12 protein-coding genes are annotated in these 13,518 nt (G+C 72.1%); 9 read left to right on the top strand and 3 right to left on the bottom strand.

Annotated features, from left to right (window positions below; translation table 11 throughout):
- Positions 1-119 precede the first annotated feature (119 nt).
- From ACH4SI_RS31075 to ACH4SI_RS31045, 7 genes are all read left to right on the top strand, one after another.
- Positions 120-2,054, top strand: coding sequence for an acyl-CoA dehydrogenase family protein (locus ACH4SI_RS31075; protein ID WP_398301527.1), 1,935 nt, complete (start codon positions 120-122; stop codon positions 2,052-2,054).
- A 114-nt stretch (positions 2,055-2,168) separates the two neighbouring features.
- On the top strand, positions 2,169-3,434 hold the full coding sequence (gene dxr, locus ACH4SI_RS31070) for a 1-deoxy-D-xylulose-5-phosphate reductoisomerase (RefSeq protein WP_398301525.1): 1,266 nt from the start codon (positions 2,169-2,171) through the stop codon (positions 3,432-3,434).
- Positions 3,431-4,732 carry a M50 family metallopeptidase gene (locus ACH4SI_RS31065; RefSeq protein ID WP_398301523.1) on the top strand — a complete coding sequence of 434 codons (1,302 nt, stop codon included), beginning with the start codon at positions 3,431-3,433 and terminating at the stop codon, positions 4,730-4,732. The genes dxr and ACH4SI_RS31065 overlap by 4 nt, the downstream gene beginning before the upstream one ends.
- A 140-nt stretch (positions 4,733-4,872) precedes the next feature.
- Positions 4,873-6,030 carry a flavodoxin-dependent (E)-4-hydroxy-3-methylbut-2-enyl-diphosphate synthase gene (gene ispG, locus ACH4SI_RS31060; protein WP_398301521.1) on the top strand — a complete coding sequence of 386 codons (1,158 nt, stop codon included), beginning with the start codon at positions 4,873-4,875 and terminating at the stop codon, positions 6,028-6,030.
- 106 nt (positions 6,031-6,136) lie between these two features.
- The gene (locus ACH4SI_RS31055) at positions 6,137-6,982 is read left to right on the top strand and encodes a GNAT family N-acetyltransferase (protein ID WP_398301519.1); all 846 of its coding nucleotides are present in this window, start codon (positions 6,137-6,139) and stop codon (positions 6,980-6,982) included.
- A gap of 30 nt (positions 6,983-7,012) precedes the next feature.
- Positions 7,013-7,579 (top strand): GNAT family N-acetyltransferase, encoded by a 567-nt coding sequence (locus ACH4SI_RS31050; protein WP_398301517.1) that lies wholly within the window; start codon positions 7,013-7,015, stop codon positions 7,577-7,579.
- 84 nt (positions 7,580-7,663) lie between these two features.
- Positions 7,664-9,373: a proline--tRNA ligase gene (locus tag ACH4SI_RS31045; protein WP_398301515.1), complete on the top strand. Its 1,710-nt coding sequence runs from the start codon at positions 7,664-7,666 to the stop codon at positions 9,371-9,373.
- A 250-nt stretch (positions 9,374-9,623) separates the two neighbouring features.
- Here the strand turns inward: ACH4SI_RS31045 and ACH4SI_RS31040 are convergent, their stop codons facing one another.
- From ACH4SI_RS31040 to ACH4SI_RS31030, 3 genes are read right to left on the bottom strand one after another with little or no spacing between them, the layout of a single operon-like run.
- On the bottom strand, positions 9,624-10,568 hold the full coding sequence (locus ACH4SI_RS31040) for an aminoglycoside phosphotransferase family protein (RefSeq protein ID WP_398301513.1): 945 nt from the start codon (positions 10,566-10,568) through the stop codon (positions 9,624-9,626).
- A gap of 57 nt (positions 10,569-10,625) precedes the next feature.
- Positions 10,626-11,099: a ferritin-like domain-containing protein gene (locus tag ACH4SI_RS31035; RefSeq protein WP_398301511.1), complete on the bottom strand. Its 474-nt coding sequence runs from the start codon at positions 11,097-11,099 to the stop codon at positions 10,626-10,628.
- A gap of 52 nt (positions 11,100-11,151) precedes the next feature.
- The gene (locus tag ACH4SI_RS31030; RefSeq protein ID WP_398301509.1) at positions 11,152-11,721 is read right to left on the bottom strand and encodes a hypothetical protein; all 570 of its coding nucleotides are present in this window, start codon (positions 11,719-11,721) and stop codon (positions 11,152-11,154) included.
- A gap of 185 nt (positions 11,722-11,906) precedes the next feature.
- Between ACH4SI_RS31030 and rimP the strand changes: the two genes are divergently transcribed.
- Positions 11,907-12,413 (top strand): ribosome maturation factor RimP, encoded by a 507-nt coding sequence (rimP, locus tag ACH4SI_RS31025; protein ID WP_398301507.1) that lies wholly within the window; start codon positions 11,907-11,909, stop codon positions 12,411-12,413.
- Positions 12,414-12,415: 2 nt separating this feature from the next.
- Entirely contained in the window at positions 12,416-13,408 is a 993-nt protein-coding gene (gene nusA / locus ACH4SI_RS31020) for a transcription termination factor NusA (protein WP_398301505.1), read from the top strand.
- Positions 13,409-13,518: the final 110 nt, after the last annotated feature.

Raw genomic sequence — 13,518 nt, 5'->3', positions numbered from 1 at the left:
GCTGCTTCCCCGCTGATCCTCCGCCGACCGCTTTGCCGACCCGGCCCACCGGGGGCACACTGAACAGCGGTACGTGCCGGTAATGTCACGAGATCGTCATTCGCGGCAAGGGAGCACCGATGACCGCATCATCCGTCAGGCCGGTGTCCGAGCGTGAAGCGCGCCAGGTCGCCGAAGCCGCACGCGAACAGAAATGGCACAAGCCGAGTTTCGCCAAGGAGCTGTTCCTCGGCCGCTTCCGCCTCGATCTGATCCACCCCCACCCCGCCCCCGCACCGGACGACGTGCGCCGCGGCGAGGCGTTCCTCGCCAAGCTCGGCGAGTTCTGCGAGACCCGGGTCGATGCCGCCCGCATCGAGCGCGAGGCGCAGATTCCCGACGAGACCATCAACGGCCTCAAGGAACTCGGCGCGCTCGGCATGAAGATCGACACCAAGTACGGCGGCATGGGCCTCACCCAGGTCTACTACAACAAGGCCCTCGCGCTGGCCGGCTCGGTCAGCCCCGCCATCGGCGCGCTGCTCTCCGCCCACCAGTCGATCGGCGTGCCGCAGCCGATCAAGCTGTTCGGCACCCAGGAGCAGAAGGACCGCTTCCTGCCGCGCTGCGCCCGCACCGACATATCCGCCTTCCTGCTCACCGAGCCCGACGTGGGGTCCGACCCGGCCCGGCTCGCCACCACCGCCGTCCCCGACGGGGACGACTACGTCCTCGACGGCGTCAAGCTGTGGACCACCAACGGCGTGGTCGCCGACCTCCTCGTCGTCATGGCCCGGGTGCCGAAGTCCGACGGCCACAAGGGCGGGATCAGCGCCTTCGTCGTCGAGACGGCCTCCGAGGGCGTCACCGTCGAGAACCGCAACGCGTTCATGGGGCTGCGCGGCCTCGAGAACGGGGTGACCCGCTTCCACCGGGTCCGGGTCCCCGCGGCCAACCGCATCGGCCCCGAGGGCGCCGGTCTCAAGATCGCGCTGACCACGCTCAACACCGGGCGGCTCTCGCTGCCCGCGATGTGCGCGGGCGCCGGGAAGTGGTGCCTGAAGATCGCCCGCGAATGGTCGGCGGCCCGAGAGCAGTGGGGCAAGCCGATCGCCCGGCACGAGGCCGTCGGCGCCAAGATCTCCTTCATCGCGGCGACCACCTTCGCGCTGGAGGCGGTCATCGACCTCGCCTCCCAGATGGCCGACGAGGACCGCAACGACATCCGCATCGAGGCGGCGCTCGCCAAGCTCTACGGCAGCGAGATGGCCTGGCTGATGGCCGACGAGCTGGTCCAGATCCGCGGCGGCCGCGGCTTCGAGACCGCGGCCTCGCTCGCCGCCCGTGGGGAGCGGGCGGTCCCCGCCGAGCAGATCCTTCGCGATCTGCGCATCAACCGGATCTTCGAGGGCTCCACCGAGATCATGCACCTGCTGATCGCCCGGGAGGCCGTGGACGCGCATCTGTCGGTGGCGGGCGACCTCATCGACCCGGACAAGTCCCTGTCGGACAAGGGCAGGGCGGCCGCCAAGGCGGGCGGCTTCTACGCCCGCTGGCTGCCGGGCCTGGTCACCGGCCCCGGCCAGCTGCCGCGCGCGTACGCCGAGTTCTCCCCGCCCGGCCACCGGGACCTCTCCCCGCATCTGCGCTACGTCGAGCGCTCGGCGCGCAAGCTCGCCCGGTCGACGTTCTACGCCATGTCCCGCTGGCAGGGCCGGATGGAGACCAAACAGGGCTTCCTCAGCCGGATCGTGGACATCGGCGCGGAGCTGTTCGCGATGAGCGCGGCCTGTGTGCGCGCCGAGATGCTGCGCAGCCGCGGCGAGCACGGCGCCGAGGCGTACCAGCTGGCCGACGTCTTCTGCCGGCAGGCCCGTATCCGCGCCGACGAACTCTTCGGCCGTCTGTGGACCAACACCGACGACCTCGACCGCAAGGTGGTCTCCGGGGTGCTCTCCGGCTCGTACGAGTGGCTGGAGGCGGGCGTCCTCGACCCCAGCGGCGAAGGACCGTGGATCGCCGACGCCACTCCCGGCCCGTCGGCCAGGGACAACGTCCACCGCCCCATCAGGTGACCGCGGTCCGGGCGGAGCCGGGGCCGGGCGGCGGGCCCGGCCCCGCCCGGACGGGCGCGCACCCGTCCCCGGGCCCGGTCACCCGCACCCGGCGGCACGGGCAACAATGGGCAGATGACGGATTCCCTGGCTGACCCGCATCTGCGCCCCCCGGCAGCCCCCGCCGACCCCGGAAGCCCCCGCGACCTCGTGATCCTGGGCTCCACCGGATCCATCGGCACCCAGGCCATCGATGTGATCCTCCGCAACCCGGACCGCTTCCGGGTGACGGCCCTGTCCGCCGCCGGAGGGCGGGCCGACCTGCTCGCCGAGCAGGCCCACCGGCTGAAGGCGGCCACCGTCGCCGTCGCCCGCGAGGACGCGGTGCCCGAGCTGCGCGCGGCGCTGTCCGCGCGGTACGGGGCGGGCGAGCCGCTCCCGGAGGTCCTGGCCGGACCCGACGCGGCCACCGAACTGGCCCGCTCCGAGTGCCACACCGTGCTCAACGGCATCACCGGCTCCATCGGCCTCGCGCCCACCCTGGCCGCCCTGGAGGCGGGCCGGGTGCTGGCGCTGGCCAACAAGGAGTCCCTCATCGTGGGCGGGCCGCTGGTCAAGGCGGTCGCCAAGCCGGGCCAGATCGTGCCCGTCGACTCCGAGCACTCCGCGCTCTTCCAGGCCCTGCTCGGCGGCGGCCGCCAGGAGGTCCGCAAGCTGGTCGTCACCGCGTCCGGCGGCCCGTTCCGCGGCCGTACGAAGCGCGAGCTGGCCGGGGTCACCCCGGACCAGGCGCTGGCCCACCCCACCTGGGACATGGGCCCGGTCGTCACGATCAACTCCTCGACCCTCGTCAACAAGGGGCTGGAGGTCATCGAGGCCCATCTGCTGTTCGACATTCCCTTCGAGGAGATTGAGGTGGTCGTCCACCCTCAGTCGTATATCCACTCGATGGTTGAATTCACCGATGGCTCGACGCTCGCCCAGGCGAGCCCGCCCGACATGCGGATGGCGATCGCGCTCGGCCTCGGCTGGCCCGAGCGGGTGCCGGACGCCGCCCCTGGCTGCGACTGGACCAGGGCCCACACCTGGGAGTTCTTCCCCCTGGACACCGAGGCCTTCCCCTCGGTCGACCTCGCCCGGCACGTCGGCGGTCTCGGCGGCACCGCCCCGGCCGTCTTCAACGCGGCGAACGAGGAGTGCGTGGACGCCTTCCTCGGCCGGAAGCTGCCCTTCAACGGAATTGTCGATACGGTCGCGGAAGTGGTTGCCGAGCACGGCGCCCCCTCCGCGGGAACTCAGCTCACCGTCGCGGACGTCCTCGAAGCCGAGACGTGGGCCCGTGCCCGCGCCCGTGAACTGGCCGCCCGCGCGGCGAAGGCGACCCCGGAGGGTCACGCATGACGACATTGATGACGGTCCTCGGCATAGTCGTATTCGCCGTCGGCCTGGGGATCTCGATCGCCTGGCACGAGCTGGGCCATCTCTCCACGGCCAAGTGGTTCGGCATCCGGGTCCCGCAGTACATGGTCGGCTTCGGGCCGACGGTCTTCTCCCGCAAGCGGGGGGAGACCGAGTACGGGATCAAGGCGATTCCGCTCGGCGGCTTCATCCGCATGATCGGGATGTTCCCGCCCGGCGACGACGGCAAGGTCACCCAGCGCTCCACCTCGCCGTGGCGCGGCATGATCGAGGACGCCCGGTCGGCCGCGTACGAGGAGCTGGAGCCCGGCGACGAGAAGCGCATGTTCTACACGCGCGCGCCGTGGAAGCGCGTGATCGTGATGTTCGCCGGGCCGTTCATGAACCTGATCATGGCCGTGGTGATCTTCGTCGGCGTGATGATGAGCTTCGGCGTCAACACCCAGACCACCAGCGTCGGCACCGTCTCCGCCTGTGTGGTCCCGGCCTCGTCCGCGACCGACAAGTGCCCCAAGGACGCCAAGGACTCCCCGGCCAAGGCCGCGGGACTCCAGCCCCGGGACAAGATCGTCGCCTTCGACGGCCGCCGGGTCTCGGACTGGGGCACGCTCCAGAAGGACATCCGCGAGACCACCGGACCCGCGACGATCACCGTCGAGCGGGACGGCGTCCGCAAGACCCTGCACGCCGACCTCATCACCAACAAGGTCGCCAAGTCCGACGGGAACGGCGGCTACGTCGAGGGCCAGTACGTCAGCGCAGGGTTCCTCGGCTTCACCCCGGCCAACGGCGTGGTGCGGCAGTCCTTCGGCCAGTCCGTGGACCGCATGGGCACCATGGTCGAGGACGGCGTCCAGTCCCTGGTCGACCTGCCCTCCAAGGTGCCCGACCTGTGGAACGCGGCCTTCGGGGACGCGCCCCGCAAGGCGGACTCCCCGATGGGCGTCGTCGGCGCCGCCCGGGTCGGCGGCGAGGTCGCCAACCTCGACATCCCGCCCTCGCAGCGCATCGCGACGATGCTCTTCCTCGTCGCCGGGTTCAACCTCTCGCTGTTCCTGTTCAACATGCTGCCGCTGCTGCCGCTGGACGGCGGCCACATCGCGGGCGCGGTGTGGGAGTCCCTGCGCCGGCGGCTCGCACGCCTGGTCCGGCGGCCCGACCCCGGGCCGTTCGACGTGGCCAAGATGATGCCGGTCGCCTATGTGATCGCCGGGATCTTCATCTGCTTCACGCTGCTCGTGCTGGTCGCCGACGTGGTGAACCCCGTACGAATTTCCTGATGATGTGAACTGTCCCGAAGTTCGCCTTTGGGTGGACTTCGGGGACGGAGTGTGCTGGGGCACCGCCCGGTGCCGTAATCTCGGACCCGGAGCCCGCCGATCTCGGGCCACTCAAACACCTTCTTGGGGCTACGAACCAGATGACTGCGATCTCGCTAGGAATGCCGTCCGTACCGACCAAGCTCGCCGACCGCCGGGTCAGCCGGAAGATCCAGGTCGGGCCGGTCGCCGTGGGCGGCGACGCGCCGATCTCGGTGCAGTCCATGACGACGACCGTGACCGCTGACATCGGGGCGACGCTGCAGCAGATCGCGGAGCTGACGGCGTCGGGCTGCCAGATCGTGCGGGTGGCCTGCCCCTCGCAGGACGACGCCGAGGCGCTGCCCGTGATCGCCAAGAAGTCGCAGATCCCGGTCATCGCGGACATCCATTTCCAGCCGAAGTACGTCTTCGCCGCGATCGACGCCGGGTGCGCCGCCGTGCGGGTGAACCCGGGGAACATCCGGCAGTTCGACGACAAGGTCAAGGAGATCGCGAGGGCGGCCTCGGACGCGGGCGTCCCGATCCGCATCGGCGTCAACGCGGGATCGCTGGACAAGCGGCTGCTGGAGAAGTACGGCAAGGCCACGCCCGAGGCGCTGGTGGAGTCGGCCCTGTGGGAGTGCTCGCTGTTCGAGGAGCACGGCTTCCGGGACATCAAGATCTCGGTCAAGCACAACGACCCGGTGGTCATGGTCAACGCCTACCGCCAGCTGGCCGCCCAGTGCGACTACCCGCTCCACCTCGGCGTCACCGAGGCCGGACCCGCGTTCCAGGGCACGATCAAGTCGTCGGTGGCCTTCGGCGCCCTGCTGAGCGAGGGCATCGGCGACACGATCCGGGTCTCCCTGTCGGCGCCGCCGGCGGAGGAGGTCAAGGTCGGCATCCAGATCCTGGAGTCGCTGAACCTGCGGCAGCGGCGGCTGGAGATCGTCTCCTGCCCGTCGTGCGGCCGTGCGCAGGTCGATGTCTACAAGCTGGCCGACGAGGTCACGGCCGGTCTTGACGGCATGGAGGTCCCGCTGCGGGTCGCCGTGATGGGCTGCGTCGTCAACGGCCCGGGCGAGGCCCGTGAGGCGGACCTCGGCGTGGCGTCCGGCAACGGCAAGGGGCAGATCTTCGTGAAGGGCGAGGTCATCAAGACCGTGCCGGAGTCGAAGATCGTGGAGACCCTGATCGACGAGGCCATGAAGATCGCCGAGCAGATGGAGAAGGACGGCATCGCCTCCGGCGAGCCCCAGGTCTCCGTCAGCGGCTGAGTGGTGGCCGGGGGAGAACCGAGCCTTCTCAGAAGGGGGCGGTACAGTGCGGGGATCGACTCCCCTCCGGCCCGCAGGCCCCGCAACCGGTGAGGCAATCCGACACGTGCTGACGACGTCCACCACCAGGGTCCTCGAGCCCCAAGAGCTCGACTCGGCCCTCGCGGTGCTCAACCGCGACCCCGTCTCCAACGCCTTCGTGGCCGCCCGCGTCCAGGTCGCCGGCCTGGACCCGTGGCGGCTGGGCGGCGAGATGTGGGGCTGGTACAACGGCGGACGGCTCCAGTCGCTCTGCTACGCGGGGGCCAACCTGGTCCCCATCTGCGCCACCCCCGAGGCCGTGCGCGGCTTCGCGGAGCGCGCCCGCCGGTCCGGGCGTCGTTGCTCCTCGATCGTCGGCCCCGCCGACACCACGGCCGAGCTGTGGTCCCTGCTGGAGCCCAGCTGGGGCCCGGCCCGTGAGGTCCGCGCGTGTCAGCCGCTCATGGTCACCACCCAGGTGCCCGCCGACGTCCCGCCCGATCCTCGGGTGCGCCGGATCCGCAAGGACGAGATGGACGTGATCACGCCCGCGTGCGTGGCCATGTTCACGGAGGAGGTCGGCGTCTCACCGCTCGCGGGCGACGGCGGACTGCTCTACCAGGCGCGGGTCGCCGAACTCGTCGCCGCCGGGCGCTCCTTCGCCCGCGTCGAGAACGGCCGCGTCGTCTTCAAGGCCGAGATCGGCGCCGCCACCCCGCACGCCTGCCAGATCCAGGGCGTCTGGGTCGCCCCCGAATACCGCGGCCGCGGGCTCTCCGAGACCGGCATGGCCGCCGTGCTGCACTACGCGCTGAACGAGATCGCGCCGGTGGCGAGCCTCTACGTCAACGACTACAACACCGCGGCCCGCGCCGCGTATCGCCGCGTCGGCTTCCAGGAGGTCGGCGCGTTCATGAGCGTGCTGTTCTGATCGCCGGACCGGGCCAGTAGGGTGCCGCCCATGCTGCAGATGCCCGGGGGCCATCCCCCGGACCCCCGAGGTGTCGTCGTCGGCCCGCTCGACCTCGCCGCACGCGTGGACGAGGCGCTCGCCGTGCAGGCCGTGGCCTTCGGGCTGACGCAGGAGGAGATCGGCGTACGGCGGCACATCGTGCTGCGCCACCTCACCAGCCCCGGCGCCCGCGCCCTCGGCGCGACCACCCCGGAGGGGCGGCTCGTGGGCTTCGTCTACGGCATGCCCAACGACCGCACCCACTGGTGGTCCACCATCGTCCAGCCCTATCTGCGCGCGGCCGGGCACGAGGACTGGCTGGACGACGCCTTCGTCATCACCGAGCTGCACGTCCACCCCGACTACCAGAACCGCGGCGTCGGCCGCCGGCTGATCACCGCCATCACCGACGGGGCAGTGCAGCCGCGCTCGATCCTCTCCGCCATCGACACCGACAGCCCCGCCCGCTGCCTCTACCATTCGCTGGGCTACCGCGACCTGGCCCGCCCGGTGCTCTTCCCGAGCGCGCCGAGCCCGTACGCCGTCATGGGCGCCCCCCTGCCGCTGCGGCGGTAGCGTGCCCTCACGGAGCGCATTTCCGGGTTGCGTCCCCGGGCGGCTAACCTCCTGACATCCGTCTCGTACGCAGGAGAAGACCCCATGGCCCACGCCGCCCACGTCCAGCGCATGTCCAATCTGATGCTGAAGACACTGCGCGAAGACCCGGCCGACGCCGAGACCGCCAGCCACAAGCTGCTCGTCCGGGCCGGCTACGTCCGCCGCGCGTCCGCGGGCATCTGGACCTGGCTGCCGGTCGGCAAGAAGGTCCTGGACAACGTCTCCCGCATCGTCCGCGAGGAGATGGACGCGATCGGCGCCCAGGAGGTGCTGCTGCCCGCGCTGCTCCCCAAGGAGCCGTACGAGGCGAGCGGCCGCTGGGAGGAGTACGGCGACCTGCTGTTCCGGCTCAAGGACCGCAAGGGCGGCGACTACCTCCTCGGCCCCACCCATGAGGAGATCTTCACCCAGACGGTCAAGGACCAGTGCACGTCCTACAAGGACCTGCCGGTGATGCTCTACCAGATCCAGACCAAGTACCGGGACGAGGCCCGGCCGCGCTCGGGCGTGCTGCGCGGCCGCGAGTTCCAGATGAAGGACTCGTACTCCTTCGACACCAGCGACGAGGGCCTCGCCGAGTCCTACCGGCTGCACCGCGAGGCGTACCAGCGGATCTTCGAGCGCCTGGGCCTCGACTACCGCATCGTCTCGGCGGTCTCCGGCGCGATGGGCGGCTCCGCCTCCGAGGAGTTCCTGGCCCCCGCGGCGGCCGGTGAGGACACCTTCGTGGACTGCCCGAACTGCGACTACGCGGCCAACACGGAGGCGGTCACGACCACCGTCCCGGCCGTCGAGGGTGCCGAGCACGGGCCGGTCGAGGAGCTGGACACCCCCGACACCCCCACCATCGAGACCCTCGCCGAGCACCTGGGCGTCCCGGCCTCCGCGACCCTCAAGAACCTCCTGATCAAGGTCGACGGCGAGATCGCCGCGGTGGGCGTCCCCGGCGACCGCGAGGTCGACCTCGGCAAACTGGGCGAGCACCTGGCCCCGGCCGAGGTCGAGCTGGTCACCGCCGAGGACTTCGAGGGCCGCCCCGACCTGGTCCGCGGCTACGTCGGCCCGCAGGGCCTGGCGGGCAAGTCCTTCCGCTACATCGCCGACCCGCGGGTCGCCCCCGGCACCGCCTGGGTGACCGGTGCCAACAAGCCGGACACCCACGCCCGCAACGTCGTGTGCGGCCGCGACTTCGAGGTCGACGACTACCTGGACGTGGTCGTCGTCGAGCCGGGCGACCCCTGCCCCAAGTGCGGCGCGGGCATCGCGCTCGACCGGGCCATCGAGATCGGCCACATCTTCCAGCTCGGCCGCAAGTACGCCGACACCTTCCAGCTCGACGTGCTCGGCCAGAACGGCAAGCCGGTGCGGGTCACGATGGGCTCGTACGGCATCGGCGTCTCGCGCGTCGTCGCCGCCCTCGCCGAGCAGACCCACGACGAGTCCGGCCTCTGCTGGCCCCGCGAGGTCGCCCCGGCCGATGTCCACATCGTGGCCGCGGGCAAGGCCCTCCAGACCGAGCTGGCCCTGGACATCGCCGAGAAGCTGGGCACGGCGGGCGTCCGCGTCATGGTGGACGACCGCGCCGGAGTCTCCCCGGGCGTGAAGTTCACCGACGCGGAGCTGATCGGCGTCCCGACGATCCTGGTCGTCGGCCGCGGTGCGAAGGACGGAGTGGTGGAACTGAAGGACCGCCGCACCGGCGACCGCGAAGAGCTCCCGATCGACGAGGCCCTGTCCCGCCTCACGTCCTGACCCGAGCGCAAGCCCCCGCCCCTTGCCGGGCAGGGGCTTCGCCGTACCCCGCGCCGCGGGCTCGGGGCTATGAGCCTGCCTGGCTGCCCCGCGGCGGGCGGCCTCCCGCAGGGCTCGGACTGCGCGCCGCGCCGGGGCTCGCGGCGCGGCGCCTGGGGCCTTACGGACCGCAGGGCACCGAATCCGGCGCGCTCGGGGCGGCGGGGTCCAGGGGCGGAGCCCCTGGGTCGGGAAGGGGCGGGGTGGGGGACTACAGCCAGCCCGCGAACTCCAGCAGCGGCTCGGCCCCCCGCCGATCACCGGCCGCCCCGTACCGCAGGCCCGTCTCCACGGCCCGGAAGAGCGACCAGCCCCGCAGCCGCTCGCGGTCGACGTCCAGCGAGTCGGCCAGCTTGGCGATCCGCCGCCGCGCGGCCGCGGCCGGGCCCGGGCCCGCGGCCAGGTCCTCGCAGCGGTCGAGGACCAGCCGCGCCAGGTCGTACGCGCGCTCCCCGACCACCGGCGCCGGCCCCACCGCGAGCCATGGCGCCCGCTCCCCGGCCAGCACCTTGCCCTGCCGGAAGTCGCCGTGCAGCAACAGCCGTTCGGGGGGCTCGGCGGTCAGGCCGGACCGCAGCTCCAGGGCCTCGTCGGCCAGCGGGCGCACGTCGGCCGCCCACGCCCCCGAGGCGAGCATGGGCAGCACCTCGGCGGCCGCCTCCGTACGCCCCTCGACGGAGTCGAAGGAATCCTCGGCGGGCGGCGGCACCCACAGCCGCCGTACCGTGCCCGCCGCCTCCAGCAGCGCCTTCGCCTCGGGCAGCGAGCGCAGCGACACGGCGGACTGCAGGCGCTCGACCAGCAGCGCGCCGTCCTCCTGGCCGGCGCGCAGGAGCCGGGCCGCGCCCCAGCCGTTCCAGTGCGCGAGCGCGGCCGCCTCGTCGCCCCCACCCGGACCCGGTACGGGGAACTTGAGCGCGGCCGGGGTGCCGTCCGCCTGCCGTACGAGCACGACCAGGCCGCGGCGGCCGCCGGGGGTGACCACGCGCTCGGGGGTCAGCTCCCATTCCCGCAGCCGCCGCGCGGCCAGCCGCGGCAGGGCGGTCAGCCAGCTCCGTACGGGCTCCGCCGGGTCCTCGCCCACCGCGTCCAGCAGCCGCTTCGGCACCTGGAGGGAGGCCGTGTCCCCGGCGTCGGGTTCGTGTGCCGCTGCCATTCCCGTGCTGCCCCCTGTCACCCACGCACGTCAACGCACGTACATCGTCTCGAACTGTCAGACCCCGTCGGCGGCTCCGCTCGCCGACGCGGACGGGGCGGCCGGCGCGGCGCGCTCGGTGAGTCCAGGGAAGGCTACGCCGCCGCCCCGCCAGCGCACCGACCGGACCGCCGCCTCGCGCAGCGCGCCCGCTGCCTGCCGCCGCAGGGGGCCGTCGGAGGTCCGTACGAGGTCGGCGTAGACGGCGGCCACCCGGTTCTCCAGTTCGGCGGCGAGCCGGACCGCGGCGGCCGAGTCGGGCACCGCGAACGGCAGCGCGTACGCGGGGGCCGCGCTCTGCGGCGTACCGCCCAGGTCGCGCACGGTGCGGACGAGGTCGTCGCGGCGGGAACGGTGCGCGGCGTACCCCTCGCGCGCCTCCGCGAGACGGTCGTCGCCGATCCGGCCGCCGACGACGCCGTATCCGTACACGGCGGCGTGCTCGGCGGCGAGCGCGGCCTGCGCCGCCTTGAGCGTCGCGGCACGGTTCATCCGGGTACTCCTTCCGCGCTGAAGGTCGTATCAGAGGGGCTGACGGGGACCGTCATGAGGCCGGGTCGGACCGGGTGAGGAGATACACGTGGGCGGCACCGCAGGCCGCGACGGAGGCCAGCAGCCGGGCCAGCTCCGGCGGCGCGCCGACGAGCGCCGTCGTGCGGCTGTCGGCGGTGTGCCGCTCGGCCTGGGCGAGGGCGCCGAGGGCCTTCTTCTCGTCCGCGGGCACCGCGGGCAGCCGCCGCCCGCCCGCGGCCGGTGAGCGGGACGCGGTCGCGGAGGCGGACGCGGAGGGGTCCTTGGAGCCGAACGCCGCCATGTGCGCGGCCGTCTCCGCCCGCAGCGGCTTCAGCCGCTCCGCGAGCCCGGCGTGGGCGTCGATGGTCGCGTCGTAGCGCGCGAGGAGCGCGGCCGAGTCCCGTACGCCCCGGGCGCGCAGCGCAGCGTCGTCCGCGGAACCGGATGAGCGGGATCCGTCGTCCGAGTCACCGGAACAGCCGACCAGCAGCGCGGCGGCCCCGGCCGAACCGCCGGCCAGCAGCAGGCTCCGCCGCCGCGGGGACGCGGCCTGGGGGAGGGACGGGGACGTGGGGCGAGGTGGGGGATTCGTGATCGGCACGTTCCTCTTTCCGGGCTGCGGCCGCTCTTGGCCGCCGTTAGTGATCACAGCAGGCGAGCGTACCCGCGCGGGGCCGGAATCCCCGGCAGCGGCCACCGAATCGTCAGCCCGCCGCCGGAACAGATAGGCTTTGAGCTGACACGCGACCTTCCCACAACAGCACACGCGGCCGAGGAGTCACCCGGATGAGCACGACCCAGAGCGAAAGGCTGCGCGGACTGCTGGAACCGCTCGTCAGCGCACGGGACCTGGATCTGGAAGAGGTCGAGGTGACCCCGGCCGGGAAGCGGCGCGTCCTTCGCATCGTGGTGGACTCCGACGACGGCGTGCAGCTGGACACGTGTGCGGAGCTGAGCCGGGAGATCTCGCAGACGCTCGACGAGTCGGACGCGATGGGCCAGACCCCGTACGTCCTGGAGGTCACCTCCCCCGGCGCCGAGCGCCCCCTGACCGAGCAGCGCCACTACCACCGGGCCACCGGCCGGTTGATGAAGGCGCAGCTGGTGGAGGGCGGCGAGCTGATCGCCCGGATCATCGCGGTCGATGACGAGGGGCTGGATCTGGAAGTCCCCGGCGTGAAGGGGCGCAAACCCACCGCCAGGCGGCTGGCCTTCAAGGAGATCTCCAAGGCACGGGTGGAGATCGAGTTCAACCGCAAGCCCGAGGGCGACGAGAGCAAGGAGGAGGCGTAGCCGTGGACATCGACATGAGTGCCCTGCGGGGTCTGGTGCGGGAGAAGGAGATCTCGTTCGACCTGCTGGTCGAGGCGATCGAGTCGGCTCTCCTCATCGCTTACCACCGCACCGAGGGAAGCCGCCGGCGGGCCCGCGTGGAACTGGACCGCACCAGCGGCCATGTGACGGTGTGGGCCCAGGAGGACGCCGACGACCTCGAGGAGGGCGAGGAGCCCCGCGAGTTCGACGACACCCCCTCCGGGTTCGGCCGGATCGCCGCCATGACCGCCAAGCAGGTCATCCTGCAGCGGCTGCGGGACGCCGAGGAGGAGATCACCTTCGGCGAGTACGCGGGCCGGGAGGGCGATGTCGTCGCGGGCGTCGTCCAGCAGGGCAAGGACCCGAAGAACATCCTGGTGGACATCGGCCGGCTCGAGGCGATCCTGCCGGTGCAGGAGCAGGTGCCCGGCGAGGACTACGCGCACGGCACCCGGCTGCGTACGTACGTCGTACGAGTGGTCAAGGGCGTGCGCGGGCCGTCGGTGACTCTTTCGCGTACGCATCCCAATTTGGTGAAGAAGCTCTTCGCACTCGAGGTGCCGGAGATCGCGGACGGCTCGGTCGAGATCGCGGCGATCGCCCGTGAGGCGGGTCACCGCACCAAGATCGCCGTCCGGTCCACCCGTTCGGGCCTGAACGCCAAGGGCGCGTGCATCGGCCCGATGGGCGGCCGGGTGCGCGCCGTGATGGCCGAGCTGCACGGCGAGAAGATCGACATCGTCGACTGGTCGGACGACCCCGCCGAGCTGGTGGCGAACGCGCTGTCGCCCGCCCGGGTGAGCAAGGTCGAGGTGGTGGACTTGGCGGCCCGGTCCGCGCGGGTCACCGTGCCCGACTACCAGCTGTCGCTGGCGATCGGCAAGGAAGGGCAGAACGCCCGGCTCGCGGCCCGGCTCACGGGCTGGCGGATCGATATCCGGCCGGACACCGATCAGTCCGCGGAGCAGGGCTGACCAAGCCCGATCAAGGCTTGTTCAAGCCGCGGACACCCGGGATCCAGCCGAAAATGTGTGACGGTTCGATCACTCCCCCCAAGGGGTGAGGTCGTCGCAGGGAGGTAGAC

It is taken from the genome of Streptomyces sp. NPDC021212, assembly GCF_044332925.1.
GTDB lineage: Bacteria > Actinomycetota > Actinomycetes > Streptomycetales > Streptomycetaceae > Streptomyces.
This window is presented reverse-complemented; position numbering and strand designations above follow the sequence as displayed.